Source organism: Bradyrhizobium sp. LeoB3 (assembly GCF_055456055.1).
This window is the reverse complement of sequence record NZ_JBVBEF010000114.1, coordinates 1-23,677: the sequence shown is the minus strand read 5'-3', so window position 1 is coordinate 23,677 and position 23,677 is coordinate 1. Positions and strand designations below refer to the sequence as shown.

Below are 23,677 nucleotides of genomic sequence, written 5' to 3'. Positions count from 1 at the left end.
GCTGGTGATGGGCGCGTTCGCACATGGATTCGAGCGCGAGCTGATGCTCGGCAGCGCAACGCGAGATATCTTCAACGCGAGGATCGAAATTCCCGTACTCTTATCGCACTAGTTTCTTCTGACGCGCACGACGAGATAGAGAGGCCGCATCAAGATCCGCGAGTCCCGATGCGCGATGCCGCATGGCAATGGACGTTCATGACGCGGAACAACAGTCGTCGGCCGTCGAGTAGATCCAGTGCGTACGTGCACCTCGGCTTGCGACAGGCACTATTCCGGCACGATGCTTGTCCGCATTCTCGAGATCAGCGATCGGGGACAGGATGCCCGGATCAAACGCTTCGAGAGACGCACCGGCCGTAACGCGGCGGGGCCAATCGGGGTGGGTCAGCGCACCGCGACCCAGCGAGATGAAATCCGCCCCGCTGCTTTCGATGAGACCGGCCGCCTGCTCGGGATCGTGCAGCGACCCGTTGGCGAGCACCGGTATCGCAACGTGCTTCTTCGCCAACGCCGCGAGGCTCGCGCCCGCACCGAAGGCGGGCCGCCACGCCTCGAACTCCGTGGTATGCAGATAGTCGATCGGAAGCCTTCCCACCAATCCGAAGATCCTGGCCGCCTCGTCCTCGCTGCCGCTCCACTTGTGCACAAAGTCGTTGACCTTGCCCTGGAAGATACGGAGGCCGACCACGAACTGCGGCCCAACCGCATCCCGCACCGCCTGGGCGACTTCGGCGATCAGCCGAAGCCTCGCCTCGATGTCACCGCCATACCGATCATCGCGAAGGTTGATCCCCTCGGTGAGAAACTGGTCGAGCAGATAGCCGTTGGCGCCGTGTATCTCTACGCCATCGAAACCCGATTCCTTGGCAAGACATGCAGCCATTGCGAATCCGCCCACCGCCTCCGATATCTCGCCCCGCGACATCGCGACCGGCATCGGATATTCGCCGGTCCCGCGGTAGAAAGCCATCTGCTGCCCCTTTGGGCGAACCGCTGATGGACCTCGGGTGTCCTTCCGGTAGATGCTTCCTTGCGACAGCGCGCCCGCATGCATGAGCTGGGCGATCATGCGCGCTCCATGGCCATGCACGCGCTCCACGATCGGCCGCCATCCGTCGCCCTGAGCCTCGTCCGACAGCCCCGGCTGGAACAGATAGCCCTGCGAGTAGGCCTTGTCGGTGTGGAGGCCCTCAGTGATGACAAGGCCGAAGCCGCCCTCGGCAAACGCGGCGTAGTAGTCCGACATCCGCTGCGTCGGGTTACCCTCCGACGTCGCGCTGACACGCGTCATCGGTGCGACCGCGAGCCGGTTGCGAAGGGTCAGCTCGGCGAGTTTCAGCGGAGTGAAGAGCGCTGCTGTCGGAGCTCGATCGCGCTGTACGTGATTTCCATGTCCGGCCATATCATTTGCCCCCGGCGGTTCGGATCGCCGCGATCGCTTCGATCTCGATCTGAACCTTGGGATCGTAGAGAGCCTTGACCCCAGCGATCGTGTCGGCCGGATAGGGTTCGGAAAAGAACTTACGGCGAAGCTCCACGACCTCTTTGAAATTGCCCATGTCGGTGACGAAGATCGTCACCTTGATGACGTCATCCAGGCTCGACCCTCCGGCCTCCAGCACCCGCCGTAGGTTGACAAAAGCCTGTTCGCCCTGGGCGCGGAAGCCGCCATCTACGATCTTTCCGTCATCGCCGGCGCCGGCCTGGCCGGAGACGAAAAGAAGGTTATTGAACTTGATACCCTGCGACAGGAGAAACGGCTCGTAGTTGTCGGGCGTCGTGATGACACGTTCCAGCATGATTGTGCGATCCCAGTAATGGCTCATAAGAGAGTTGAGTTCATCTCGGCATTTTCGGCCGATAGGGATTGTGGGACGGGATGCCTTGACCGACAAACTCCGAATTATCAGTTATTGGGTGAACTGAATTCATCCATAAGGGCGACGTTAATGCGGCGGCTTCCTCCGCTATCCTCCCTCCGAGCTTTCGAGGCGGCTGCCCGACACGGCAGCTTCAAGCGCGCAGCCAGTGAACTCGCGGTGACCCCAACGGCTATCAGCCACCAGATACGCTCGCTGGAAGACCACACTGGCCTCACCCTGTTTGAGCGGAAGGTTCGCAGGGTGAGCCTTAGCGATGCCGGCGCGCAGCTCTATCCCGTGCTGCGGGAAGGGTTCGAAGCGTTCGAGGCCGTGCTTGAACGACTCTCGCAGTCAAAGAGGCCCGCGCAAGTGACGATTTCGGCGACCAACGCCTTCACGGTGAAATGGCTTGTCCCGAAAGTTGCCGGTTTCCGAGAGCTGCATCCCGGCGTCGATCTGCAACTCCATGCGTCGGACGAGGCCGTCGACTTCGTAGCCAGCTCCGTCGACATCGCAATCCGCTACGGCACAGGGCCGTACCCAGGCCTCATTTCAGAGCCGATGTTTGCGGACGAGTTCGCACCGCTCGTCAATCCGAATCTCGGCGTGCGCGATCTCGCGGACTTGAACCGTCTTCCCCTGATCCACTTTGAATGGACAAGAAAGCACCCGCTCAATCCGACCTGGGAGAACTGGTTTGCAAAGGCCGGGTTGTCGTGCCCCTCGAACCTCGGACAGCTCCGATTTTCGGACGAAGGTCATGCCATCCAGGCGGCTGTTGCGGGCCAGGGGATCGCGCTGCTCAGTCTGGCCCTCGTGGCCGACGAACTCGCCGCCGGCCACCTCGTACAGCCCTTCGGCCCTAAGGTGGACGGGTTCACTTATCATCTGGTGACAAGTGAAGATCGCGCGAAGAACCCACGCGTGCAAGCCGCGGCTGAATGGCTCCGGTTGGAAGTGATGTCCCTAAAGTCCTGAACCGGCAGCAACAGTCTTCGCTTCAGTGTTCGCACTCTCAAGCACGTTCGCACTCGCGTAGACAAGTTATCATAGGTCCAATAAGTACAAGTCGGGCGTCAGGACTCAGCAAGGTACGGTCGGCATGAGTTCCACACGAACGAATAAGGGTTCGATGGGTCGGTATGGCGGTAGCTCAAACGACCGTGGAGGCCTGGTTGGCGGAGCCGACTCCGGTGCCTACAGGCCCTAAGGGCCGGTACCTGCAAGCCCCCCGCGTTCTGCAGGCTTTTTTCCTCTTCGATCGAAGTGGGGCGGGTGGCGGTGGCACTTAACGTCAGCATCTGATCCAAGCGGAACTGAGTTTCGCTCGCTCGCCCATCTCTTGATCCAGCACATCGTGCGGGCGAGGTGGCTATCACGGTTGCTGCTTCGCTGCTCCAAGTTTTGGCCAAATCATTCCAGCGGTCTTGCGATAGTTCATATACTCCTCGGCGAGGGGCGACGGCCCCAACGCTGCCCATTGAACTCCTGGCGAGAATGTTGGATCGTGACAAACGTAATCATCTAGGTGTTGCGAAGCGCGCGATCGCGGCATCTGCTCATGCGGAGGCGTCCGAGGCGGGCCGCGAGTACCGGAGTGATATGATGATCAACATACAATGGATGGCTCTGCTCCTGGCTATGGTGGTGGGCGGGGCGCATGCGGCAACACCGTTGGCGCTCGAGGCGCAGAACGGGATGGTTGTGAGTTCGCAACACCTCGCCTCTGAGGCAGGCCTGGAGATTCTGAAGGCTGGCGGCAACGCCATCGATGCGGCTGTCGCCGTAGGCTACGCCGAAGCGGTCGTAAATCCGTGTTGCGGCAATCTTGGTGGCGGCGGGTTTATGGTGATGCATTTGGCTGATGGTCGCGACCGGTTCATCAACTTTCGCGAAACTGCGCCGGCAGCGGCGAGCGAAAAGATGTATCTCGACGTCAGCGGCAATCCGATTCCGGGCGCCAGCCGATTTGGCTACAAGGCGGTTGCTCTCCCGGGAACGGTCAAGGGACTGGATGCGGCCCTGACCGAATATGGGACGATGTCGCGCGCCGAGGTGATGGCGCCCGCGATCCGGCTTGCCCGCGATGGGTTCGTGCTAACCCGCGGTGACACCGACATCATGGATTATGCGGCAAGTCGGTTTCATAACGACCCGTCGGTCGCAAGTATCTTTCTGCGCCACGACGGAAGCAACCTCCAGCCGGGCGACAGGTTGGTGCAGACGGATCTGGCGGTGACGCTCGAAGCGATCGCCAAGGACGGGCCGGACGCCTTCTACGCCGGCCGAATCCCGGCTGCGGTCGAGGCTGCGTCGAAGGTCGGCGGCGGAATCGTTACAGCCGATGATTTTGCTCATTACAAGATCACCGAGACGGAGCCCCTGTACTGCACCTATCGCGGCTACGTCTTCGTCTCCGCGCCGCCGCCGAGCTCAGGCGGCACGACGCTGTGCGAGATCCTGAATGTCCTCGAGGGCTATGACATGGCGGCGCTTGGCTTCCACTCGGCTGCCTCGATCCACGTCATGGCCGAGGCCATGCGTCATGCCTATCTCGACCGCAATACGTATTTGGGCGATCCCGATTTCGTTAGAAATCCTGTTGATCGGCTACTGTCCAAGGACTACGCGGCAGCCATCCGAGCCAAGATTCTGCCCGACAAGGCGACGCCTTCGGAGGCGGCGCGGCCCGGACTCGAGCCGCATGAACAAGGCGATACCACGCACTACTCGGTCATCGATCACGCCGGCAACGCTGTTTCTGTCACCTACACGCTCAACGGTCTGTTCGGCGCAGCGGTGATGGCGCCGGGGACTGGTTTCGTCCTGAATGACGAGATGGATGACTTCACCATCAAGCGCGGCGTGCCGAACATGTACGGGCTGGTGCAGGACCAGGCGAATCTCATCGCGCCGAACAAGCGCCCGCTGTCATCGATGACCCCGACGCTGATCACCCGGAACGGCAAAGTCTTTGCTGTGCTCGGCAGCCCGGGCGGCCCGCGCATCATCACCATTACGCTTGAGGCCGCGCTCAACATGATCGATCACGGCATGGAGCCGCGGCAGGCAGTCGATGCGCCGCGGATCCATCTTCAAGGCCTGCCCGACGAACTCGACTACGAGCCGTATGCGATCTCACCCGACACCGCAAAGCTGCTTCGTGAGATGGGCTACAAACTGGTCGAACAGACACCGTGGGGAGCGGCCGAGCTCATCGCGATCGGTCCTCCCGATGGCGGCGCTGCTGGTCCGCGCTCGTCCGGCAATGATGCCGCTCGGAGCGGCCGGATGCGGCCCGGCTATTTCTACGGCGCCCACGATGATCGGCGACCGGCCGGGAGCGCCGCGGGAGAATAGAGCGTATACCTTCGCAAAGCTGCAGCTGAGTTCCCAAGGCCGCGAAGGTGACCGATGCAGCCTGGAAGGTCGGACAATAGGCAGCGTCAGACCAGCTTCTTGCGCTTCGTCGTGGCCAAATCGGCCAGGCTCATGTGATCCAATACATCCGACATGGCATCGCGAACCCGTGTCATTGTGATGCGTACGACGCATTTGCGAGGATCTTCGCAGTCCACGCATGGCTGGTAGGCCGTACGGCTTGCGCAGGCGATGGGCGCCAGCGGACCATCGAGCTCGCGGATCGCCTGCCCGATATTGATAGCGTGCGGCGGCCGAGCCAGCATATAACCGCCGCCCGGTCCCTTCTTCGTATGCACGAGGCCGGCTTTGCGGAGATCGCCCAGGATCGTGTCCAGGAATTTCTTGGAGATGTTGTTGGTCTGCGCAATGTCGATGGACTGAATCGTTTCGCCGGGTTTCAGGGCCGCCAGATGGACGAGTGCCTTGAGGCCATATTTTCCCTTGGCTGTCAGCATCTGATGTCTTCGAATTAGAATAGGTAATAGATATACTATAGGATATATTGCCGCCATTTGGCGGTTATCTTGGAATAATTCACACGTTGATGCGGCCATTGAAAGATAAGGCTACTGAATTGGCCGCGCCCCGACTTCGACTCTCGCTCAAAGCGTTCGCAAGAACGCGGCGAGGGCGGCTTTCTCTTCGTCGGAAAGACCGAGCGGCCGGATGTGAGACGACAGTTGCGCCGCGAACGGATAAAGCGGATTTTCCGCTTCGCTCCGGTTTCGCGCCCATACCTCACCGCCACCGCGATCGTAGAGGTTGATCACGCCTTCAAGTGTCGGAAAAAGCCCGTTGTGCATATAGGGCGCAGTCTCTCCGACATGACGCAGGCTCGGTGTGCGGAAACGCCCGACGTCGTCAGGGAGATGGGTGACCTGGTAACGGCCGAGATCCTGCGCTTTCTCGCCGAAGAACGAGATCTTCAGATTGTGGAAGCGATCGTCCGTCAATAGCGGGCCGAAGTGGCAGTTGGCGCATCGCGCCTTGGTCCGGAACAGGTGCAGGCCCCACAATTCCTGTTCGGTCAGCGTGTTCCGGTCGCCGTCTGCGAAGCGATCGAAGCGCGTCTCGGTCTCGAGATGACTTTGAAAGGCAACGAGCGCATCCGCGAGTGCGTCTGCCGAAATCGGTCCCGCGCCGTAAACCTCCGCGAAGCGCGTTGCATAGTCGGGATCGGCGCGCAGGCGCGCCAGCACGGAATCCAGATCCGGATTGGCCATCTCCTCAGATATCGTGAGCGGCAACAGCGACTGGGTCGCCAGAGACGATCCTCGACCATCCCAGGCCAGATACGGCCGCAAGGCTACGCTCTGGAGCGATGGAGGATTGCGTCGCCCGCGGGCAAGCGCATGCCCCGGCGCCGTTGCGGTCCCGCTGCTCCAGCCGTGCTGCGCATTGTGGCATGTCGAACAGGCGAGATCGTTGCCGGCAGAGAGCGTCGCGTCATGGAAGAGGCGCGCGCCAAGCGCAATGCGGTGTTGCTCATGGCTGGATGGGGACGACGGCAGGTTTAGCTTGCCGAGCTCAACAAAAGCGACATCAACGTCGAGCCACGGCGCAGGCCATTCGGTTGCAGGGCGTGCGTAGGACCGCCGCAGCGGCGACAGATGCTCATCCCCTGGTGTCGCCGACATTGCATGCGCGAAGATCATGCCGAGCATCGTCAGAGCGGTTACGCCAATCGCGCCACAAAGGCTTGCCGCTTTCCTTGAAGGTATCGCGCGGCTCAATGGCAATCAGGGCCTGCCTGGTCCCTGTAGACCTCGAAGGAGGCAAGCTCCGCCCACCGTTCTCGCCGTCGCCGCCATTGCTCAGAGCTGCCTATCGCAGCCAGCGCGCGCCCGATCGTGACGGCGAGATCGGTTCGACGCTTTGCCACGGCAATCACGAGTGAAGTCGGATCGACGGGAGGCAAGGTCGCCGAGAACTTCTGCCAGGATCGCTTCGTGAACAAAGGATCAAGCACCGCGCGGTCGTGAATGGCGGCCACGCATTCGCCGGTCCTCACACGCATCAAGGCTTCCGCCGGCGCTCGCAAGGCTCGTATCTCGGCGCCGAGCGATTGGGCGAGCTTCTGACCGCGATCGTTGGCGAGGGTGACGCAAACCACGCGGCCTCTGAAGTCGCTCCACTGCCGCAACGGCCGGTCCGAGCGCATGACCGGGCTCAGGCCGGACTCGTATCCCATCGGCAATATCTCCGCCGCCTTGCGCAGCGGATCATCATCGGCGACGCGCGCCAGCACCGCGTCCACTCGATTTTCATTCAGCGCCGCGAGCCGGTCCGCGGGCGGCACGAGCACGAGCTTCACGTCGGCTCCAAGCCGTTCTCCGATCTCGTTCGCGAGATCGGTTTCGAATCCCTCCTCGATGTAGAGGCGCATGTCGGGAGTCTTGGCCGGCGGCACATAGGCGATGCCAAGCCTCAACTGGTGCGCGTTATCGGTTTTATCACGAGGCCTCTCGGCAGATGCGAAATCAGACGAGGCAAAGCCCAAGTCACCTCGCGTGATGCCGATGGCGCCGCCGATCAGAGCGGGCAGCAGCAAGCCGGCCACGACGGCAGCGAGGATTTGCCAGATCGGGAAGCGTGCGTTGTTGGCGTTCATCGCGTGATCTTCGCTGATTTCATGAAGCGAGCTGGCACGTGTGCTGCGAATAATCGTCCCTGAACTGAGATGATTACAGAACAAAGTTGTCTATAGAACATATAGACTTATCGCGATGATGAAGTATCGTGAAAGCGGTCATTTGTCATCACTGAACGGGGGATTCACATGCGAACCACGCGCGCGGCAAGCAGCAGGCGCCCATTCGGTTATCTAGCAGTGGCGGGCGCGCTCCTCGCCGTCCCACACATCGCTCCAGTACGCGCCGCCGAGCCGCTGCCGGAAATCAATCTGCAGCTCACGCCCTGGACGGTGATCGCGCGCGAGAAAGGCTTCTTCAAGGAGGAGTTCGACAAGATCGGCACCAGGAAGATCAATCTCATCGCCTCGGGCGCCGCCGAACTGATCGGCGCGGAGTCCGCCGCCGTGAAGGGCGGAGCGATCGCGATCGCACAGCGCATGATCTATCCCGCCACGGTTCACCGTGCGAACGGTCTCGATGGCGAGATTATCTGGGTTTCGGAGGCGTCCAATCGTTATCGCGCGCCCATTCTCGCCCGCGCCGACAACGACAACATCAAGTCCGTCGCCGACCTTGACGGAAAGAAGTTCGGCTCGAGCCGCATAAGCTGCTACTGGTCGTCGCCGTTCGAGATCACGCAGAAGGCGGGGCTGCCGTTCGACTCGCGCGAGAAGCAGGGCCGGATACGCTACACCTCGATCGACAACACCGCCGTTGCGATCAGCGCGGTGCTCTCGGGCGCTGCGGATGCGACCACCTTCCATCTTGCGGCGGGCGCCGCCGCCACCGGCGCATGGTTGTCGGGTAAGCTCAAGGTGGTCGGCCGCTCGCCGGACGACGGCATCTATGTGAACAATGCGGGCCGCGTGACCTATTTTGCCCGCCGCGACTTCGTGGACAAATATCCCGATGTCGTAAAAGCGTTCCTTGCCGCGCGCGAGCGTACGCGCGAGTGGGCCACCGATCACGTCGACGAGGCGGCCGAGATTGTCGCCAAGGAGACGCGCGTTCCGATCGAGGTCGCGAAGTTCCAGATCACCCACGCCGGCGAATGGGAGTTCATGGCGGGCGAGCCGAATGCCGACCGTGCGCGCGATGCGATCAAGAAGTTCCAGGCCTGGTACATTGCCAACGGCGACGACATCCTCTCCGAGCGCAAGCTGACCGACGCGCAGATCGATGCTTTCGTCGATGGGCGCTTCTTCGCAGGCGGCACTCACTCCATCTACAACTGACGCGCGGATGTAACCGATGCGCACGCCTCGGCACGCGGCGAGTGCCGGGGCGTCGTAATGATCTGTTGAAAGAATGTTGTCAGCATGACCGACAGCGCAGAGGCGATCGACGGCTCCGGAATCCGAACCGGCGGCTCGGCAGTCGCGGCGCGGCAAGGGCGCGCGTACAAGGGACCTGCGCTGATCGGCATTGTGCTGCCCGCAATCATCCTCGCCCTGTGGCAAACGGCGTCCACTCGCGGTTGGATCGACCCGGTGTTCCTGCCGGAGCCGATCACCGTCGTCACGGCGTTCTGGAAGATGCTGACCAAGCAGAACCTGGCGCTGGATTTTCTCGCCAGCGTCAAGATCGTCGGACAGGCGTTCATCTACGGCTCGCTCGCCGGCGTCGCGCTGGGGATCGCGGCGGGATTGTCGCGCAAGGTCGAGCAGTTCTTCGGCCCGACCTTCGATGCGATCCGGCACATTCCCGGCATTGCCTGGCTGCCGCTGATCGTTCTCTGGCTCGGCATCGGCGCGCCCGCGAAAGTGCTCGTCATCGCCAAATCCGTGTTCTTCCCGGTATTCCTCAACACGCTGCAGGGCATTCGCAACGTCGACAAGACTTACGTCGAACTGGCGGAAGTCCTCACGCTGACGCGCAGGCAGCTGGTGCGCAAGGTGATCCTGCCGGCCGCCACGCCCTCAATCATGGTCGCGCTGCGCTATTCGGCTGGGCTCGCTTGGGCGCTTGTGGTCGTTGCGGAAGGATTGAGTGGGCTGGAGGGGCTGGGCTTCCTGATCTTCCGCGCGCAGGGCCTGCTGCTCACCGACCAGCTTGTCGTGTGCATGGTCATCATCGGTCTCGTCGGCTTCGCAATCGACCGCAGCATGTATTTGTTGCAGCGCCGTGTGCTCCGCTGGAAGCAGGGCTACGAAGGTTGAAGCACGCGACGGCGGTCGCATCACGTCAACGGGAGTATGCCATGGCCACATCCGGCCAGCTCGAGGTGAGGAACGTATCCAAGACCTATGCTGTCGCCGGCCGGCCGCCGGTGCACGTCCTGTCCCATGTGAATCTCGATGTGAAGCCGGGCGCGTTCGTTTCCCTGGTCGGGCCGAGCGGATGCGGAAAGTCGACGCTGCTGCGGCTGATCATCGGTCTCGAGCGCGACTATCGCGGGGATATTCTTATCGACGGCCGGCAGGTCACCGGTGCCGCGCTCTCGCGGGGCATCGTGTTCCAGGATCACCGTCTGCTGCCGTGGCTGACGCTCGAGGACAATATCGGTCTCAGCCTGGAGAATTCGGGCAGGAGCGCCACGGACAAGGCTGCCACGATCGCCGAACATATCGCCCTTGTCGGCTTGAAAGGTTTCGAGAAGGCCTATCCGCATCAGCTGTCCGGCGGCATGGCGCAGCGTGCGGCGATCGCCCGCGGTCTGGTGAATCGTCCAGAGATTTTGCTACTCGACGAACCGCTCGGCGCGCTGGACGCCCTGACCCGGGTCCATCTCCAGGCCGAATTGCAGCGCATCTGGCGCGTCGAGCAGATCACCATGATTCTGGTGACGCATGACGTGGATGAAGCGATCTACCTCAGCGACAGGGTCGTGGTAATGGCCGGCGGTCCCGGCCGGATCGTCGACGACATCAAGATCGACCTTCCACGCGACCGCGACCGTGCGGACCTTGAGTTCGCCAGCTACAAGCGACGAATCCTGTCCGCCATGGGCGAATATGGCGGTAAGCCGCAGGCGGCCTGATGCCGACGTGCCTGTCCTGCGAGGTCCAATCATGCTGAGGTCGCAGACGACGGCACGGCTCCACGGTCTCAGCTTGCTTCGCAACCTGATCCTTGCGATCGGGATCGCCGCGAGCGGGGCGGCCGTCGCCATGGATACCGCGCCGTCAAGCGATCTTCCTGATTTGTTGGCGGTGCGGGCCGAGATCTATTCCGGCGAATACGAGAAAGCGGCCGCCAAGCTGCTGACGCTTGCAGAAACCGTCCATCATGCCGACGTGTACAATCTGCTCGGCTTCTCGCTGCGTAAGCTCAAGCGCTACGACGAGGCGGCGCGGTGGTACAAGGAAGCTATCTTCTACGATCCGACCCACCGGCCGGCGCTCGAATACCAGGGCGAGCTGTTCATCGATATCGGCGATTTCGCGCGCGCAGAGAAGAACCTCGAGCTGCTGCGGCTATTGTGTCACCCCGGCGGATGCGAGGAATACGACAAGCTGAAAGATGCTATCGCTCGCGCCGGACATAAGTCCAAATCCTAGATTCTTGCGCCCACACTGCCTGGATGGAGATGTATAGATGAAACGCTGGTTGCTCTCTGTTGTCGTTGGGGTCGCGCTCCTCGCCACGCCCGCCTGGGCGGAGCAGAAGATCAAGGTCGGCATTGCGGCCGGCGACGGCGATATCGTCTGGGCGAAGGTCAGGGAGATCGCCGCCAAGGACGGACTCGACCTCACTGTGGTGGTGTTCAACGACTATCTCTTGCCAAACGCCGCGCTCGACGCAGGCGATCTGGATGCAAACGCCTTCCAGCACAGGCCCTTCCTCGAGAACCAGATCAAGACGAGAGGCTACAAGATCACGCCGGTCGGCGAGACGATCGTCGCCCCTATCGGCCTCTATTCCAGGAAGGTGAAGTCCATCGGCGAGATCAAGGACGGCGCGTCGATCGGCATCCCGAACGATCCCTCCAATGGAGGGCGTGCGCTCCTGCTGCTGCAGGCCGAGAAGCTGATCAAGCTCAAGGACGGTGTCGGGATATCGCCGACTGTGCTCGACGTGACTGACAACCCAAGGAAGCTGCAGCTTCGCGAGATCGACGCGGCCCAGCTTCCACGCAGTCTCGATGACCTCGACGCCGCGGTGATCAACACCAACTACGCGGTCCCGGCCGGGCTGCTTCCGGGCAAGGATTCCATCGCCGCCGAATCCGCCGTCAACAATCCCTATAACAATTTCATCGCCGTGCGCGAGCGGGACAAGGATGCCCCTTGGGTGTCGAAGCTGGTGCGCGCCTATCAGAACGATACGATCCGGCAGCTCATCAAGGACACATTGCCAGGCCAGATTCCGGCCTTCTAGGGGTTAGCCATGACGATAGTCCACAAGCCGGGGGAGATTGTTGGATCGCCGATCTTTCCAAGTCCGACGCAATTTCCAGACAGTCCGCTATCGAAGTCGCTGAGCCAGCCTTTGCTGCTCGGCTTGTTCTTGCCGATCCAGGCGGGCGGCTGGAGTGCGTCGACCTTGCCGCGAACGACGACGTGGACGTTCGACTACAACCGGGATCTGACGCTCACTGCCGAAGCCTTTGGCTTCGATCTGGTCTTTGCGCTGTCGCAGTGGTTGCCGAAAGGCGGCTATGGCGGGGTATTCACCGGCGAGGCGCTCGATTCGTTCATGACGACGGCGTCGCTGGCGGCACTCACGTCAAAGATCATGCTGATCTCGACCATCCATGTGCTTTACGGTCCGATCCATCCGCTGCATCTCGCCAAATACGGCGCGACGCTGGATCACGTCTCGGGCGGACGCTGGGGCATCAACGTCGTCACCGGGCATCGCGCGATCGAGCACGAGGCCTTCGGATGGAACCAGATCGAGCATGATCGCCGTTACGAACTGGCGGCGGAGTTCATCGAGGTGCTGCAGCGGCTGTGGAGCGATGACGAGAATTTTTCCTTCTCGGGCAAGTCGCCGTGACGGCTGAGCAATGCGTTCGTGACGCCGAAGCCGCGGTTCGGACGGCCTATCCTCGTCAATGCCACTGGATCGGACGCCGGCATCGCGTTTGCCGGCCGTTATTCCGACATCGTGTTCATCACGAGCCCCGCCGGCTCGTCCTTTGAGAGCGCGATCGAGGCGCTTCCAGCGCATGCGCAACGTGTCAAGCAGGCCGCGATCGAGGTCGGACGCGGGGTGCGGACGCTGCTCAATCCGATGGTGATCTGCCGCGAGACCGAGCGGGAGACGTGGCAGTACCATGACGCCATCGTCGATCACATCGACCCCGTCGCTGGCTTCCAGAATTTCGCCAGCGATGCGCACGCCTGGAAGGGAAGGATAGGTCGTGACGCGCCAAAACGGCGTGCGATCGGTGGCAATATCGAGGTGATCGGCACGCCGGAGCAGGTGGTCGATCACTTCAGCCAGCTCAAGAAGGCCGGCATCGACGGGCTTCAGCTCAGCTTCTTCGATTTCAAGCCTGATCTCGAGTTCTTCGGTCGCCGCGTGCTGCCGCTGATGCAGCAGGCGGGACTGCGGCTTCCGGTGACCCGTACGAAGTGAGCTGAGATCCGGCCGCCGCGCCGTTTGGCCGGACGGCGCGCTACGCGGCGGTTCGCTCGCGGCGAGCCGGTCATTTCAAATAATCCGGCAGCGTGAATCCGTCATAGAAGCGGTCGCTGCGGATCGCGGCCTTGAAGGTTTCCGACTTCTAGCCGGCGACGATATCCTGCGCCCATGCGCTCTCCGCGTTGCCGCGTTTCACTGCGACGACGTTGATATAGGGCGTCGTCATCTTTTCCAGCGCGAAGGCGTTCGTCAGCTTCAACCCGCTATAGATCGCGAAATTGCCCTAAGACCGATCTCACCGGAATCTTCCACGTGCCGACGCCGCCGATGGGCCTCTATTCGAAGAAGCATGCGCTGGGCACGCCCATCAAGCCCGGCTCGACCGTGGCGGTCCCCAACGATCCCGTCAACCTGCAGCGCGCGCTGTGGAGCGGACATTGTCGGCAAGCGCGGGACCGTCGGCGAAGAAGATCGCATCGAATTTGTGCGCCTCGGCGCGCTGCGCCAGCTCCTGGTAGTAGGTGATATCGAGAATCCGGTCCGCTGCGGAGCCCTTGTAGCGCCACGCGGCCTCGTGATGGCCGCCGGGATAGACGAAGAGATTGAGGGTTAGCTGCCGTCGATCACTCATGTCTTAGGACCTGCGCATGTTTGAAGGCTGATGACGCCGTCGGGCTGCGACATTTCCTGGCATCCGTCGTCACTGCGTTTCCTGCTCGCACTCAAGCTGCAGTGCAAAAGAGTCTACGTCTGCGATCGCGAGAATGTCGATGAAATGAATTTACATAGTTGCGTCGGAAGCCAGCATGAACATTTTGGGTTGTTCGCCGATAGGAGACGAGACGGCATGCTGCGATAGGAATGACGACGCATCGGGCACCCTGTGCGACGTCAGTACGAGAGTTTTCGGCTTAAAGAGCTTCGATTTCGACTGGCCATGCATGCAGTCAGTGCCCGCAAGACAATCGTCATTGCAAATATTCCAGCGCCCGCATCGACGGAAACGCGATCATTGTCTGTCGTCGAAAACAAAGCTGGTTTCATTTCATTGACTGACGGTCGATCGCTCTTACGATTTACGCCCAATCGCGAGGTCGAAACATGCCGCCGATCTCTACGCATCAGCACTCTGGCAATCGCCGCAGATCGTTGCGGCCGAATAGGGCACACGACCATGGCTCAAACTGATGGCATCGATAACGTCATCCCGCGCGCTGATGTCGTCAAGCGTGCGGCGCGCCTCGGCGCGGAGATCAGGAACATCAATCTGAGGGGCGATCTGCCTGACGAGACGATCGCCGCGATCAACAAGGTGCTGCTTGAGCACAAGGTGATCTTCTTCCGCAATCAAGATCATCTCGACGATGCCGAGCAGGAACGCTTTGCGGTGCGACTTGGCAGGCTGGTGCCGCATCCAATCATCGGCCCGGCCAAGGGCACGTCGTCGATCCTCGAACTGGACTCGGGAAGGGGCGGAGGCCGCGCCGACCAGTGGCACACTGACGTCACCTTTGTCGACGCCTATCCGAAGATCTCGATACTCCGTGGCGTGGTGATTCCACCTTATGGCGGCGACACGATCTGGTCGAACACCGCGGCGGCCTATCTCGATTTGCCGCCGCCGCTCCGGCGGCTCGCCGACGAACTCTGGGCGGTCCACAGCAACGCGTATGATTATGCGGTGAAGTCGCGCGCCACCGACGCTGACAGGAAACACTTCGACGAAGTGTTCACGGGCACGGTCTACGAGACCGAACATCCGGTGGTTCGCCTCCATCCTGAAACCGGCGAGCGGACGCTGGTGCTCGGCAACTTCGTGCAGCGGTTCGTCGGCCTGCCGAAATATGACGGCCAGAAACTGTTCGACCTGTTCCAGTCGCACATCACCGCGCCGGAAAACACCGTGCGCTGGAGCTGGAAGGCAGGCGACGTCGCGATCTGGGATAATCGCGCGACGCAGCATTATGCCGTCAATGATTACGGCGACCAGCATCGCGTCGTCCGCCGCGCCACGGTCGATGGCGATGTGCCGGTCAGCATCGACGGTCGCTACAGCGTGACACACATCAAGGCGACCAAGCCGCAGGCAACCAAGGCCGCGTAGCGGGGAGTTCGGCAGATGAGTATGACGCATCGATCGGCTCGTTCGGCTGGCTTCTGGTCCGGGAGCAGTGCTGCAACGAAAATCCGGTATATTCTGTGGGCATTCGCGCTGATGCTTGGCTTCCTCGGCCAGGCGTTGGCCGAGCCATTGGAAAAGACCGACATCCGCTACCAGGGCTGGGCTGGCCAGGTGACGTTCCCCGAACTGGCCGAGGATCTCGGCTACCTCGCGCCCCTCAAGCTCAAATGGGTCGGCAACACCATCAGCGGGCCGCAGGACATTCAGACCGTCGTCACCGGCGACATCGACATCGGCGGCGCCTTCTATGGCGCGATCATCAAGCTGATTGCGGCGAGAGCGCCGATCAAGGCGGTGGTCGGCTATTACGGCTCCGACGCCGATACCTATTACGGCTACTATGTGAAGGAGGATAGTCCGATCAAGGGGGCGCGCGACCTGATCGGAAAGAAGGTCGCAGTCAATACGCTCGGCGCCCACCTTGAATTCGTGCTCCGCGAATATCTGGCGCGGAACGGGCTGAGCGCGAGCGAGGCGAAGCAGGTGACGCTGGTGGCGATCCCACCGGTCACCGGCGAGCAGGCGCTGCGCCAGGGCCAGGTCGAGGTGACCGCGCTCAACGGCGTGCTGCGTGACAAGGCGCTGGAACGCGGCGGCCTGCGAAAACTGTTCGCTGATACCGACCTGTTCGGCAATTTCACCGGCGGCGCTTATGTGCTGCGCGACAAGTTCATCAAGGAGAATCCGAATACGGCGCGCAAACTGGTCGAGGGCATCTCGCGCGCCATCGAATGGGCACGCGAAACCCCGCCCGAGGAGGTGAAGGCTCGTTTCGACAAGATTGTCGCCGAGCGCAAGCGAAACGAAGACGCCTCGTCGATCAAATATTGGAAGAGCACCGGCGTCGCGTCGAAGGGCGGGCTGATCACCGACCAGCAATTGCAGGTGTGGATCGATTGGCTGGTGAAGGATGGTCTGCTGAAGCCCGACCAGATCAAGGCCTCGGACACCTACATCAACCAGTTCAACTATTATCGTTCGGGCAAGGCAGCGGAAGCCAGATGAGCACCGCAAAGATCCGCTTCGAACAGGTTCGCAAGGAGTTCCTCGTCCGCGGCGAAAGCGGTGGACCGGCGCGGCGGTTCATCGCGCTGGAGGATGTCACGCTCGACGTCCATCCTGGCGAATTCCTGGCGCTGGTCGGCCCGAGCGGCTGCGGGAAGTCGACCTTGCTTGATCTCCTGGGTGGGCTGACCGCACCGACCAGCGGCCAGATCCTGCTCGATGGACGACCGATCTCGGGCCCGGCGCGCGACCGCGGCATCGTCTTCCAGCAATACGCGCTGTTTCCCTGGCGGACGGCGGCGCAGAATGTCGAGTTCGGGCTCGACATTGCGGGGTTGAAAGCGAAGGAGCGCCGCTCGATCGCGCTGCACTATCTCGAACTTGTCGGGCTCGCGGGTTTTGCCGACCGGTACCCGCACGAACTGTCCGGCGGCATGAAGCAGCGCGTGGCGATCGCGCGCAGCCTTGCCTACGATCCGGAAGTGCTGCTGATGGATGAGCCGTTCGCGGCGCTCGACGCGCAGACGCGCGAGACGCTGCAGGGCGAGCTCCTGCGCATCTGGCGGACCACCGGCAAGACCATCGTCTTCATCACGCACGGGATCGACGAGGCGGTCGTGCTCGGCCAGCGTGTCGCGGTGATGACGTCGCGGCCCGGCCGCATCAAGCATGTCGTCGACATTCCCGAACTGTTGCGAAGCGAGGTGGATGACGTGCGGTCGCTGCCCGAATTCGGGCGGGTCCGGCACGAGGTCTGGAGCTTGCTGCGCGAGGAAGTGTTGAAGGCCCAGCAAGGACAGCTTGCCGGTGCTCATGTCGCGTCGCGCGCCGATCGTTCTGTGGAGGATGTTGCGCATGTCTAGCCTTGAGATGCTGACGCTGCTCGAACTCGCGCACGGACGGCCGGCGTCGCTTGGCAAGATAGAAGAGGAACCGTCGGCGGTGGCGCGTGCGCTGCATCGTTTCGTGCGTTGGCTGGTCGCGTTCGGCCGCAGGTCGCTGCTGCTGCTGGTCCTGCTTGCGGCATGGGAGGCGGCTCCCCGGTTCGGGCTGATTGATCGCGCCTTCCTGCCGCCGTTTTCGGAAGTCGTCGCGGCCGGCTGGCAGCTTGCGCAGAGCGGGGAGCTTTACGATGACGTGACCGCCAGCCTGTTGCGTGCATTGAGCGGTTTGCTGATCTCGGTCGTGCTGATTGTTCCGCTGGGCCTCGCCATCGGCTGGTATGCCCGGCTTGGCGATCTGCTCAATCAAACCATCGAGATTTGCCGCAATACGGCGCCACTCGCGCTGTTACCCGTGTTCATCCTGCTGCTCGGGATCGGTGAGGTCTCGAAGGTCACGATGGTGATCTATAGCTGCGCCTGGCCGCTGCTCCTCAACACCATTGCGGCGGTGAAACAGGTCGATCCGCTCCTGATCAAGTCGGCGCGCACCATGGGCGCGACACCGCAGCAGTTGTTCCGCAAGGTGATTCTGCCGGCAGCGCTTCCAACGATCTTCGTCGGTATCCGCCTGGCGAGCGCGGCTGCGATGCTGGTGCTGGTCGCTTCCGAAATGGTCGGTGCGAAGGCCGGCCTCGGCTATCTCATCATCTACAGCCAATACAGCTTCCTGATCCCGCAGATGTATTTCGGGATTTTGGGCATTACCGTGATCGGCCTGACGTTCAATGCGATCCTCGAAGCGCTTGAGCGGCGCTTCATGCGGTGGAAGACGACGGTGACGGCCTGACGTGCGGTGGCTCAGGCCGGATCCTCGTCCCCGAGGATCGCGCGCAGCCGCGCAATCAGCTCGCGGTTCGCCGGATCGTCGCGGCGACGAGGCCGGGCAACGTCGATGGGAATGGAGGCGGCGAGGCGCCCCGGCTTGCCCGTGATCGCGATTACCTCATCGGCAAGATAGACTGCTTCCGTGATCGAATGGGTCACGAAGATAACGGTCTTGTGGGTGGCGGCATGGATGCGGGCCAATTCGTCCTGCAGCGCTTCCCGGGTGAGGGCATCGACGGCGGCGAAGGGCTCGTCCATCAGCAGGATGTCGGGATCGACGGCGAGCGCGCGCGCCAGCGCCACCCGCTGACGCTGTCCGCCGGACATCTCGTGCGGATAGCGCTTCTCGAAACCGGACAAGCCGACCAGCGCGAGCGCGGCGCGCGCCATCTTGTGGCGCTCGTGCGTGCTGACTTTGCCGTGCTCGAGGCCGAAGCCGACATTGGAAAGCACGGTACGCCAAGGCAGCATGCGCGCGTCCTGGAACACCAGCGCGACCGGGAGCCTGTATCCTTCCGCGCGCACATTGACGCGGACCTCTCCGGCATTCGGCTGGAGCAGCCCGGCGATCACGCGCAAGAGCGTCGACTTGCCCACGCCGGAGGGACCGAGCACGGCGACAAAACGGCCGGGCGCGACGTCGAGGTCGAGGTCGCGCAGCACTTCCGTCCGCTCGCCATCGCGTACGAATGACAGGCCGACGCTGCGCAGCGAAATTATCGCTTCCATCGCAGCACCCGTGATTGCAGCGCAACGAAAGAGGTGTCGATCAGTCCGTACAGCGCGGCCATCGTCGCCATGTAGATCACCACGACGTCGCTCGCGAGCAGGTTGGAGGCCTGCATCATGCGCTGGCCGAGACCGGGCACGCCGAAGATCTCGGAGGCGACGACGGCCATCCAGGCCTGCCCGAGCGCGGTCCGCAGGCCGACCAGGATCCCGGGCGCGGCGGCAGGCAAGATCACCTTGACCAGCTTCTGATCCGCGCGACGGAATCCGAACGCATCGGCCAGCTCGATCAGGTCGCGCTCCACCGAGTGGACCGAGCCAAGGGCCGCGAAATAGCAGATCCAGAACACGCCGGTTGAGATGATGAAGATGGCGGCGGCCGGATCGATGCCAAACCACAGGATCGCGAAGGGCACCCATGCGAGTCCCGGGATCGGCCGCAAGATGCGCACGATCCAGGCGAGGAACGATTCCAGCGTTGCCGACATGCCGGTCGCAACGCCGAGCGCGATACCGAGCAGGCTGCCGATCGCAAGCCCCGCGAGATAATTGCGCAGGCTCGTCGTCAACGCCGCGAACCAGATGCCGCTCGAGAGCTCGCGCCAGAAAGCCCGCGGCAACGCGCTCGGCGGCGGCAGCACCGATGCCGGCACGATTTGGAAGGCGGGCATTGCCTCCCACAATGCGAGGAAGGCGACAAAGCCCAACGCGCCCAGCGTCAACGATCGTGTGCGTGTCACCGGTCGCGTCCGTTCCGTGAATTGCAGGCGTCGCTAGTTGGCCGTGGCGCGGTTATAGACATCGAAGGCGAACAAGCCTTCGAGGGGTTCCGCCTTCTGGAGCGCGCCGATCTTCACCTGATACTCCTGCAGCTGCCGAGTCGATTCCTCGATGCGTCGCGGATCGGAGGTGAACTGGGTCTGCGGCGACTTCAGCGACTCCAACAGGATGTCATCGGGCACAAGGCCATTGCCGAAAGCGGCGCCGACATGCTTCACGGCCTGCTCCGGGTGCTCTTTCAGCAGTGCGGTGGCGCGGATGATCGAACGCACGAGGCCGTCGACTGCCTTGGGATTCTTGTCCGCAAAGGAGCCCATGACCGCGACCACGACGCCCGGGAAATTCGGAAACATGTCCTTGCCGGTCGCGATCAGCTTGATCGCCGGATTCTGCTTGCGGATGATGGAAAGCGCGGGCTCTCGCACTGAGCCACCCTCGACCGCCCCGGTCGCGATCGCGCGCTGGGTCGCGTCGATGCCCATCTCGACGATCTGGACATCTGCCTTGTCGGCCTTCACGACTTCCCACAGCCAGTGCTGCAAGGCGGTGTTCGGGCCCGAGCCGATCGGCTGGGTCGCGAGCTTGACCGGGCGGCCGTTCTTTTCACGAAACGCCTTGAACGCAGCCGCCGGATCCTTGCCTTCGATCTGCGGAGAGAACGCGGCGCTGGTCGCAAATCCCATTTCCTCGACCACTGTCGCGGCGACGATGCGCACGTCGATGCCCTTCGCACGGGCGACCAAGAGCGGCGCAAGTCCAGCGACGTAGACGTCGAGGGTGCCGGACTGCAGTGCCTGGATCATGTTCGGGCCCGACTCGAACGTGCTCGTGGTCAGCGTCAGTCCCGCCTGCTTGATCCAGCCTTCGCCGTCCGCGACGAAGACCTGTGCCGCGCCCATCACCGGGATGAAGCCGAGGCGCAACGGCTGCTGCGCCCGCGCCGAAACCGGCTGGCCCAACGCGATCCCGACCGCCACAAGGGCAGCAAACATGCTTGTCACGAGGCGCATCGTCATCCTTCCGAGAGATCAGGGGAAATGTGGCCGCAACGTCTCTTTTCGAGAACGTTTGGTCCATTGCGTTATTCGGGCTTTATCAGCTGGAATCTTCTAAATTTATCCCTCAAAGTAGAAGGCAATTCTGTAGCTCTGTCGAAGTACGGACGACAGTACCCCTCACATATCTAACGGCTTCGGCAGCCTAGCTAGCTCGGGCCGACACCTGTACCAACTTTGTTCCGGGCCGTGGCCTGCGTCACCACGCTGTTTGCAGGCACGTCGCGCGTCAGCCAGACATTGCCGCCGATGGTGGAGCCGCGGCCGATGGTGATTCGGCCGAGGATGGTCGCGCCCGCGTAAATGACGACGTCATCCTCCACGATCGGATGGCGCGCATCGCCCTTGATCAGGTTGCCTTCGTCGTCAGTCGGGAAATGCCGCGCGCCGAGCGTGACGGCCTGGTAGATGCGCACATTGTCGCCGATCACGGCGGTCTCTCCGATCACGACCCCGGTGCCGTGATCGATGAAGAAGCCCGAGCCGATGCTGGCGCCCGGATGGATATCGATGCCGGTCCGGGCGTGGGCGATCTCGGCTATCAGCCGCGCGACGAGCCGCGCGCCCTGGCGATGCAGGATATGGGCGAGGCGGTGGTGGATGATCGCGGTCATGCCGGGATAGCCGATCAGGATTTCCGGAAAGTTGCGCGCGGCGGGGTCGCCGACGAACGCCGCTCGCAGGTCGTTGATCAACACGCCGCGCACCGAAGGCAGTTGGGAAGCCAGGCTGCGCGTCAGCTCGATCGCATCCTCTCGGCGAAAACCCGGCAACAACTCGTCACCGACGAACAGCGCGCCGCGATGGATCTGCTCGCACAGCGAATCCAGGGCAACGCTCAGCGTGTTGCCGACGAAATAGTCGATGTTCTCGCCGTCGAGATCGAACCGCCCATAGTGCCTTGGAAACAGCACCTCCGTCAGTCCGTCGAGAACGGCCTCCAGCGCCTCGCGAGACGGCGCTCGTCGCGCTTCGCCGTCGCGGCGGATGCTGTGGGTCTCCTCGCGCGAGACGCGCAATTCGGCGACGATCCGGTCGAGTTGCCAGCGCGCGGTCGACGGCGCACTGTCGCCCGCTGCAGCGAATTGCGATTGCGGTGGAGTTTCGCGCTTCATGCTGTCTCGACCCCCGTTGCCCTCAGCGGACGTGCGCCAAGGGGATACTTACCTCCGCAAGACGGTCCAGGTCCGTGTCGTGGTCGATCTGGATGTATTGACCGTTCCAGTAGATCAGGCCGGACAGCCGATGCGACAGCTCCATGCTGAGCAGGCGGCCGACGATGATCCCGTACGAATAACGCTCGATGATCTCCTCGGCCTGGCACTCGACGGTCGCCAGCGCTTTGCCCAGCAGCGGCACGCCGGAGGAGCCGGTGAACCATGTCGTGCCGTCGAAGCGCTGGCTGCCCTTCAGCCGGCGATTGCTGAAGCGGGCGGCCAGCACCTGCTGCTCCGAACCCAGGATGTTGACGCCAAACAACCGGTGGCGCTCGATCAAGGCGAAGGAAGATGCCTGCCTGTTGATGCTCACCAGCAATCGCGGCGGGGCGGCGCTGAGCGAGGTCAGCGAGGTGACCGTCATTCCGGTGATGTCGTCGTCGCGCCCGGCGGTGATGATGCTGACGCCGCCGGCGAGGCGGCGCATGACGGAGCGAAACTGGCGCTCGATCTCGTCGGTTTCATCGACGAGATGGATATCCGCTTTGGCCATCGGTTGCTCCTCTCGTCGAACCTCGCGGAATTCTGCTCCCGCTGGAAGCAGCCTTTCGCAGGCAGCGGCGTGCCTCTGATGAGTGCAAGCCTTCCACACGTCGAAAAATGTCCCACGAATTTGGCCGGACAGAAATAGAGCGGTTTTCCAATTGTCCGCTGTCCGGGAGTTTTCTGATTTCTTTGCGCGTGCAAGACCGCAAAGAATATCTTTCAGCGCCTCCGCTTGATCTCTCCTCGCGCCTTGAAAGCAGCCTCGCCCGCGCCGCGGCGTGAACTGTCATCGGTGGGAACAGTGGCGCTTCGGACGCGCAACGGAAGGGCGTACAAGCCCGCGGAGCTCGCAAGAGCGGTTCAAGACGAGGTCTTTCCCTATGAGCTGAATTACTACCGTGAGGCCGAGCGTCTCAGTGCCTCGCTGGAGCGGCTCGATGCGCTCTGGATCGATGTATCGCAAGCGGGTGCCGCGACGCAGGAAGACGTGCTCCGTGCGCGGGAAAGTGCAGCGATGCTGGCGACGGCGCGCTGGATGTATCGCAGCGCGCCGGCGGGCCAGGAAAGCCGCGGCATGCACCGGCGCGACGATTTTCCGGATCAGGACGAGCGTCAGCGGCATTACATCACGGCCGGCGGTCTCGACAAGGTCTGGAGCTCGGTGCGTCCGCATGCAGATCGTGCCTATGCGGAGGCCGCCGAATGATCGAGGTCATCGACGCCGAGCGCTGCACGGCCTGCGACATTTGCGTCAACGTCGCCACCGGCGATCATCATCCCGCTTCACGAGAAGAGGTTGCGGAACCGGCCGGCGGGAAGGGACACTCAACACGATCCCGTCGCATTGCAGGTGGACAATTGGGAGCCGGCAGCCTGAGGACAATTGATCACGTGCGCGAATGAATGCGGATCTCTTGAGCTGTATGGTGGTGGAACATGAAGGACATACTCGTTTTCCTGTCTCCGTCGCGCAGAGATGACCTCTCGAGCGGAGCGCATTG

Annotated in this window: 23 protein-coding genes and 3 pseudogenes; 14 read left to right on the top strand and 12 right to left on the bottom strand. The window is 62.4% G+C overall.

What is annotated here, in order from left to right:
• Positions 1–196: 196 nt before the first annotated feature.
• Both ACZXDY_RS39270 and ACZXDY_RS39265 read right to left on the bottom strand, forming a co-directional pair.
• Complete coding sequence (locus ACZXDY_RS39270; RefSeq protein ID WP_464349192.1) at positions 197–1,405, bottom strand: NADH:flavin oxidoreductase; 1,209 nt, start codon at positions 1,403–1,405, stop codon at positions 197–199.
• A gap of 1 nt (position 1,406) precedes the next feature.
• Positions 1,407–1,802, bottom strand: a complete 396-nt coding sequence (locus ACZXDY_RS39265; protein ID WP_464349191.1) for a RidA family protein — start codon at positions 1,800–1,802, stop codon at positions 1,407–1,409.
• Between the two features lie 114 nt (positions 1,803–1,916).
• On the opposite strand from ACZXDY_RS39265, the gene ACZXDY_RS39260 reads away from it, so the two are divergent.
• Both ACZXDY_RS39260 and ggt read left to right on the top strand, forming a co-directional pair.
• Positions 1,917–2,843: a LysR substrate-binding domain-containing protein gene (locus tag ACZXDY_RS39260; RefSeq protein WP_464349190.1), complete on the top strand. Its 927-nt coding sequence runs from the start codon at positions 1,917–1,919 to the stop codon at positions 2,841–2,843.
• 627 nt (positions 2,844–3,470) lie between these two features.
• On the top strand, positions 3,471–5,225 hold the full coding sequence (ggt, locus tag ACZXDY_RS39255; protein ID WP_464349189.1) for a gamma-glutamyltransferase: 1,755 nt from the start codon (positions 3,471–3,473) through the stop codon (positions 5,223–5,225).
• A gap of 86 nt (positions 5,226–5,311) precedes the next feature.
• Here the strand turns inward: ggt and ACZXDY_RS39250 are convergent, their stop codons facing one another.
• From ACZXDY_RS39250 to ACZXDY_RS39240, 3 genes are all read right to left on the bottom strand, one after another.
• Positions 5,312–5,743: an RrF2 family transcriptional regulator gene (locus tag ACZXDY_RS39250; protein WP_208824237.1), complete on the bottom strand. Its 432-nt coding sequence runs from the start codon at positions 5,741–5,743 to the stop codon at positions 5,312–5,314.
• A gap of 147 nt (positions 5,744–5,890) precedes the next feature.
• A complete protein-coding gene (locus tag ACZXDY_RS39245; protein ID WP_464349188.1) occupies positions 5,891–6,943 on the bottom strand; it encodes a cytochrome-c peroxidase in 1,053 nt (350 codons plus the stop codon).
• Positions 6,944–7,017: 74 nt separating this feature from the next.
• Positions 7,018–7,899 carry a transporter substrate-binding domain-containing protein gene (locus ACZXDY_RS39240; RefSeq protein WP_464349187.1) on the bottom strand — a complete coding sequence of 294 codons (882 nt, stop codon included), beginning with the start codon at positions 7,897–7,899 and terminating at the stop codon, positions 7,018–7,020.
• 168 nt (positions 7,900–8,067) lie between these two features.
• Between ACZXDY_RS39240 and ACZXDY_RS39235 the strand changes: the two genes are divergently transcribed.
• The 6 genes and pseudogenes from ACZXDY_RS39235 to ACZXDY_RS39210 all read left to right on the top strand — a co-directional run bounded on the left by ACZXDY_RS39235 (position 8,068) and on the right by ACZXDY_RS39210 (position 13,447).
• Positions 8,068–9,156 carry an ABC transporter substrate-binding protein gene (locus tag ACZXDY_RS39235; RefSeq protein ID WP_464349186.1) on the top strand — a complete coding sequence of 363 codons (1,089 nt, stop codon included), beginning with the start codon at positions 8,068–8,070 and terminating at the stop codon, positions 9,154–9,156.
• Positions 9,157–9,240: 84 nt separating this feature from the next.
• Complete coding sequence (locus ACZXDY_RS39230; protein WP_464349185.1) at positions 9,241–10,080, top strand: ABC transporter permease; 840 nt, start codon at positions 9,241–9,243, stop codon at positions 10,078–10,080.
• Between the two features lie 41 nt (positions 10,081–10,121).
• The gene (locus tag ACZXDY_RS39225) at positions 10,122–10,901 is read left to right on the top strand and encodes an ABC transporter ATP-binding protein (RefSeq protein WP_464349184.1); all 780 of its coding nucleotides are present in this window, start codon (positions 10,122–10,124) and stop codon (positions 10,899–10,901) included.
• A gap of 31 nt (positions 10,902–10,932) precedes the next feature.
• On the top strand, positions 10,933–11,421 hold the full coding sequence (locus ACZXDY_RS39220; protein WP_464349183.1) for a tetratricopeptide repeat protein: 489 nt from the start codon (positions 10,933–10,935) through the stop codon (positions 11,419–11,421).
• Positions 11,422–11,458: 37 nt separating this feature from the next.
• Positions 11,459–12,241: a MetQ/NlpA family ABC transporter substrate-binding protein gene (locus tag ACZXDY_RS39215; protein ID WP_464349182.1), complete on the top strand. Its 783-nt coding sequence runs from the start codon at positions 11,459–11,461 to the stop codon at positions 12,239–12,241.
• Positions 12,242–12,250: 9 nt separating this feature from the next.
• Positions 12,251–13,447: pseudogene (locus tag ACZXDY_RS39210) on the top strand (LLM class flavin-dependent oxidoreductase).
• Positions 13,448–13,517: 70 nt separating this feature from the next.
• Here ACZXDY_RS39210 and ACZXDY_RS39205 read toward each other — a convergent pair.
• Together ACZXDY_RS39205 and ACZXDY_RS39200 are read right to left on the bottom strand one after the other, a co-directional pair.
• Positions 13,518–13,736, bottom strand: a pseudogene (locus tag ACZXDY_RS39205) (MetQ/NlpA family ABC transporter substrate-binding protein); the annotation flags it as partial.
• Positions 13,737–13,871: 135 nt separating this feature from the next.
• A pseudogene (locus ACZXDY_RS39200) lies at positions 13,872–14,084 on the bottom strand (LLM class flavin-dependent oxidoreductase); the annotation flags it as partial.
• 543 nt (positions 14,085–14,627) lie between these two features.
• Between ACZXDY_RS39200 and ACZXDY_RS39195 the strand changes: the two are divergent.
• From ACZXDY_RS39195 to ACZXDY_RS39180, 4 genes are read left to right on the top strand one after another with little or no spacing between them, the layout of a single operon-like run.
• A complete protein-coding gene (locus ACZXDY_RS39195) occupies positions 14,628–15,557 on the top strand; it encodes a TauD/TfdA dioxygenase family protein (protein WP_464349181.1) in 930 nt (309 codons plus the stop codon).
• Between the two features lie 15 nt (positions 15,558–15,572).
• Complete coding sequence (locus tag ACZXDY_RS39190) at positions 15,573–16,640, top strand: ABC transporter substrate-binding protein (protein ID WP_464349180.1); 1,068 nt, start codon at positions 15,573–15,575, stop codon at positions 16,638–16,640.
• Positions 16,637–17,503 carry an ABC transporter ATP-binding protein gene (locus tag ACZXDY_RS39185; RefSeq protein WP_464349179.1) on the top strand — a complete coding sequence of 289 codons (867 nt, stop codon included), beginning with the start codon at positions 16,637–16,639 and terminating at the stop codon, positions 17,501–17,503. The genes ACZXDY_RS39190 and ACZXDY_RS39185 overlap by 4 nt, the downstream gene beginning before the upstream one ends.
• Entirely contained in the window at positions 17,496–18,371 is an 876-nt protein-coding gene (locus tag ACZXDY_RS39180) for an ABC transporter permease (protein WP_464349178.1), read from the top strand. The genes ACZXDY_RS39185 and ACZXDY_RS39180 overlap by 8 nt, the downstream gene beginning before the upstream one ends.
• An 11-nt stretch (positions 18,372–18,382) precedes the next feature.
• Here ACZXDY_RS39180 and ACZXDY_RS39175 read toward each other — a convergent pair whose 3' ends face one another.
• The 5 genes from ACZXDY_RS39175 to ACZXDY_RS39155 all read right to left on the bottom strand — a co-directional run bounded on the left by ACZXDY_RS39175 (position 18,383) and on the right by ACZXDY_RS39155 (position 22,683).
• Positions 18,383–19,138 (bottom strand): ABC transporter ATP-binding protein, encoded by a 756-nt coding sequence (locus ACZXDY_RS39175; protein WP_464349177.1) that lies wholly within the window; start codon positions 19,136–19,138, stop codon positions 18,383–18,385.
• Positions 19,126–19,878 carry an ABC transporter permease gene (locus ACZXDY_RS39170; RefSeq protein WP_028168776.1) on the bottom strand — a complete coding sequence of 251 codons (753 nt, stop codon included), beginning with the start codon at positions 19,876–19,878 and terminating at the stop codon, positions 19,126–19,128. The genes ACZXDY_RS39175 and ACZXDY_RS39170 overlap by 13 nt, the downstream gene beginning before the upstream one ends.
• A gap of 33 nt (positions 19,879–19,911) precedes the next feature.
• Positions 19,912–20,910, bottom strand: a complete 999-nt coding sequence (locus ACZXDY_RS39165; RefSeq protein WP_456643577.1) for an ABC transporter substrate-binding protein — start codon at positions 20,908–20,910, stop codon at positions 19,912–19,914.
• Between the two features lie 212 nt (positions 20,911–21,122).
• A complete protein-coding gene (epsC, locus tag ACZXDY_RS39160) occupies positions 21,123–22,088 on the bottom strand; it encodes a serine O-acetyltransferase EpsC (protein WP_464349176.1) in 966 nt (321 codons plus the stop codon).
• A 22-nt stretch (positions 22,089–22,110) separates the two neighbouring features.
• Positions 22,111–22,683 carry a flavin reductase family protein gene (locus ACZXDY_RS39155; protein WP_464349175.1) on the bottom strand — a complete coding sequence of 191 codons (573 nt, stop codon included), beginning with the start codon at positions 22,681–22,683 and terminating at the stop codon, positions 22,111–22,113.
• Positions 22,684–22,977: 294 nt separating this feature from the next.
• Between ACZXDY_RS39155 and ACZXDY_RS39150 the strand changes: the two genes are divergently transcribed.
• Both ACZXDY_RS39150 and ACZXDY_RS39145 read left to right on the top strand, forming a co-directional pair.
• A complete protein-coding gene (locus ACZXDY_RS39150) occupies positions 22,978–23,382 on the top strand; it encodes a hypothetical protein (protein WP_464349174.1) in 405 nt (134 codons plus the stop codon).
• A complete protein-coding gene (locus ACZXDY_RS39145) occupies positions 23,379–23,579 on the top strand; it encodes a hypothetical protein (protein ID WP_155255608.1) in 201 nt (66 codons plus the stop codon). The genes ACZXDY_RS39150 and ACZXDY_RS39145 overlap by 4 nt, the downstream gene beginning before the upstream one ends.
• Positions 23,580–23,677: the final 98 nt, after the last annotated feature.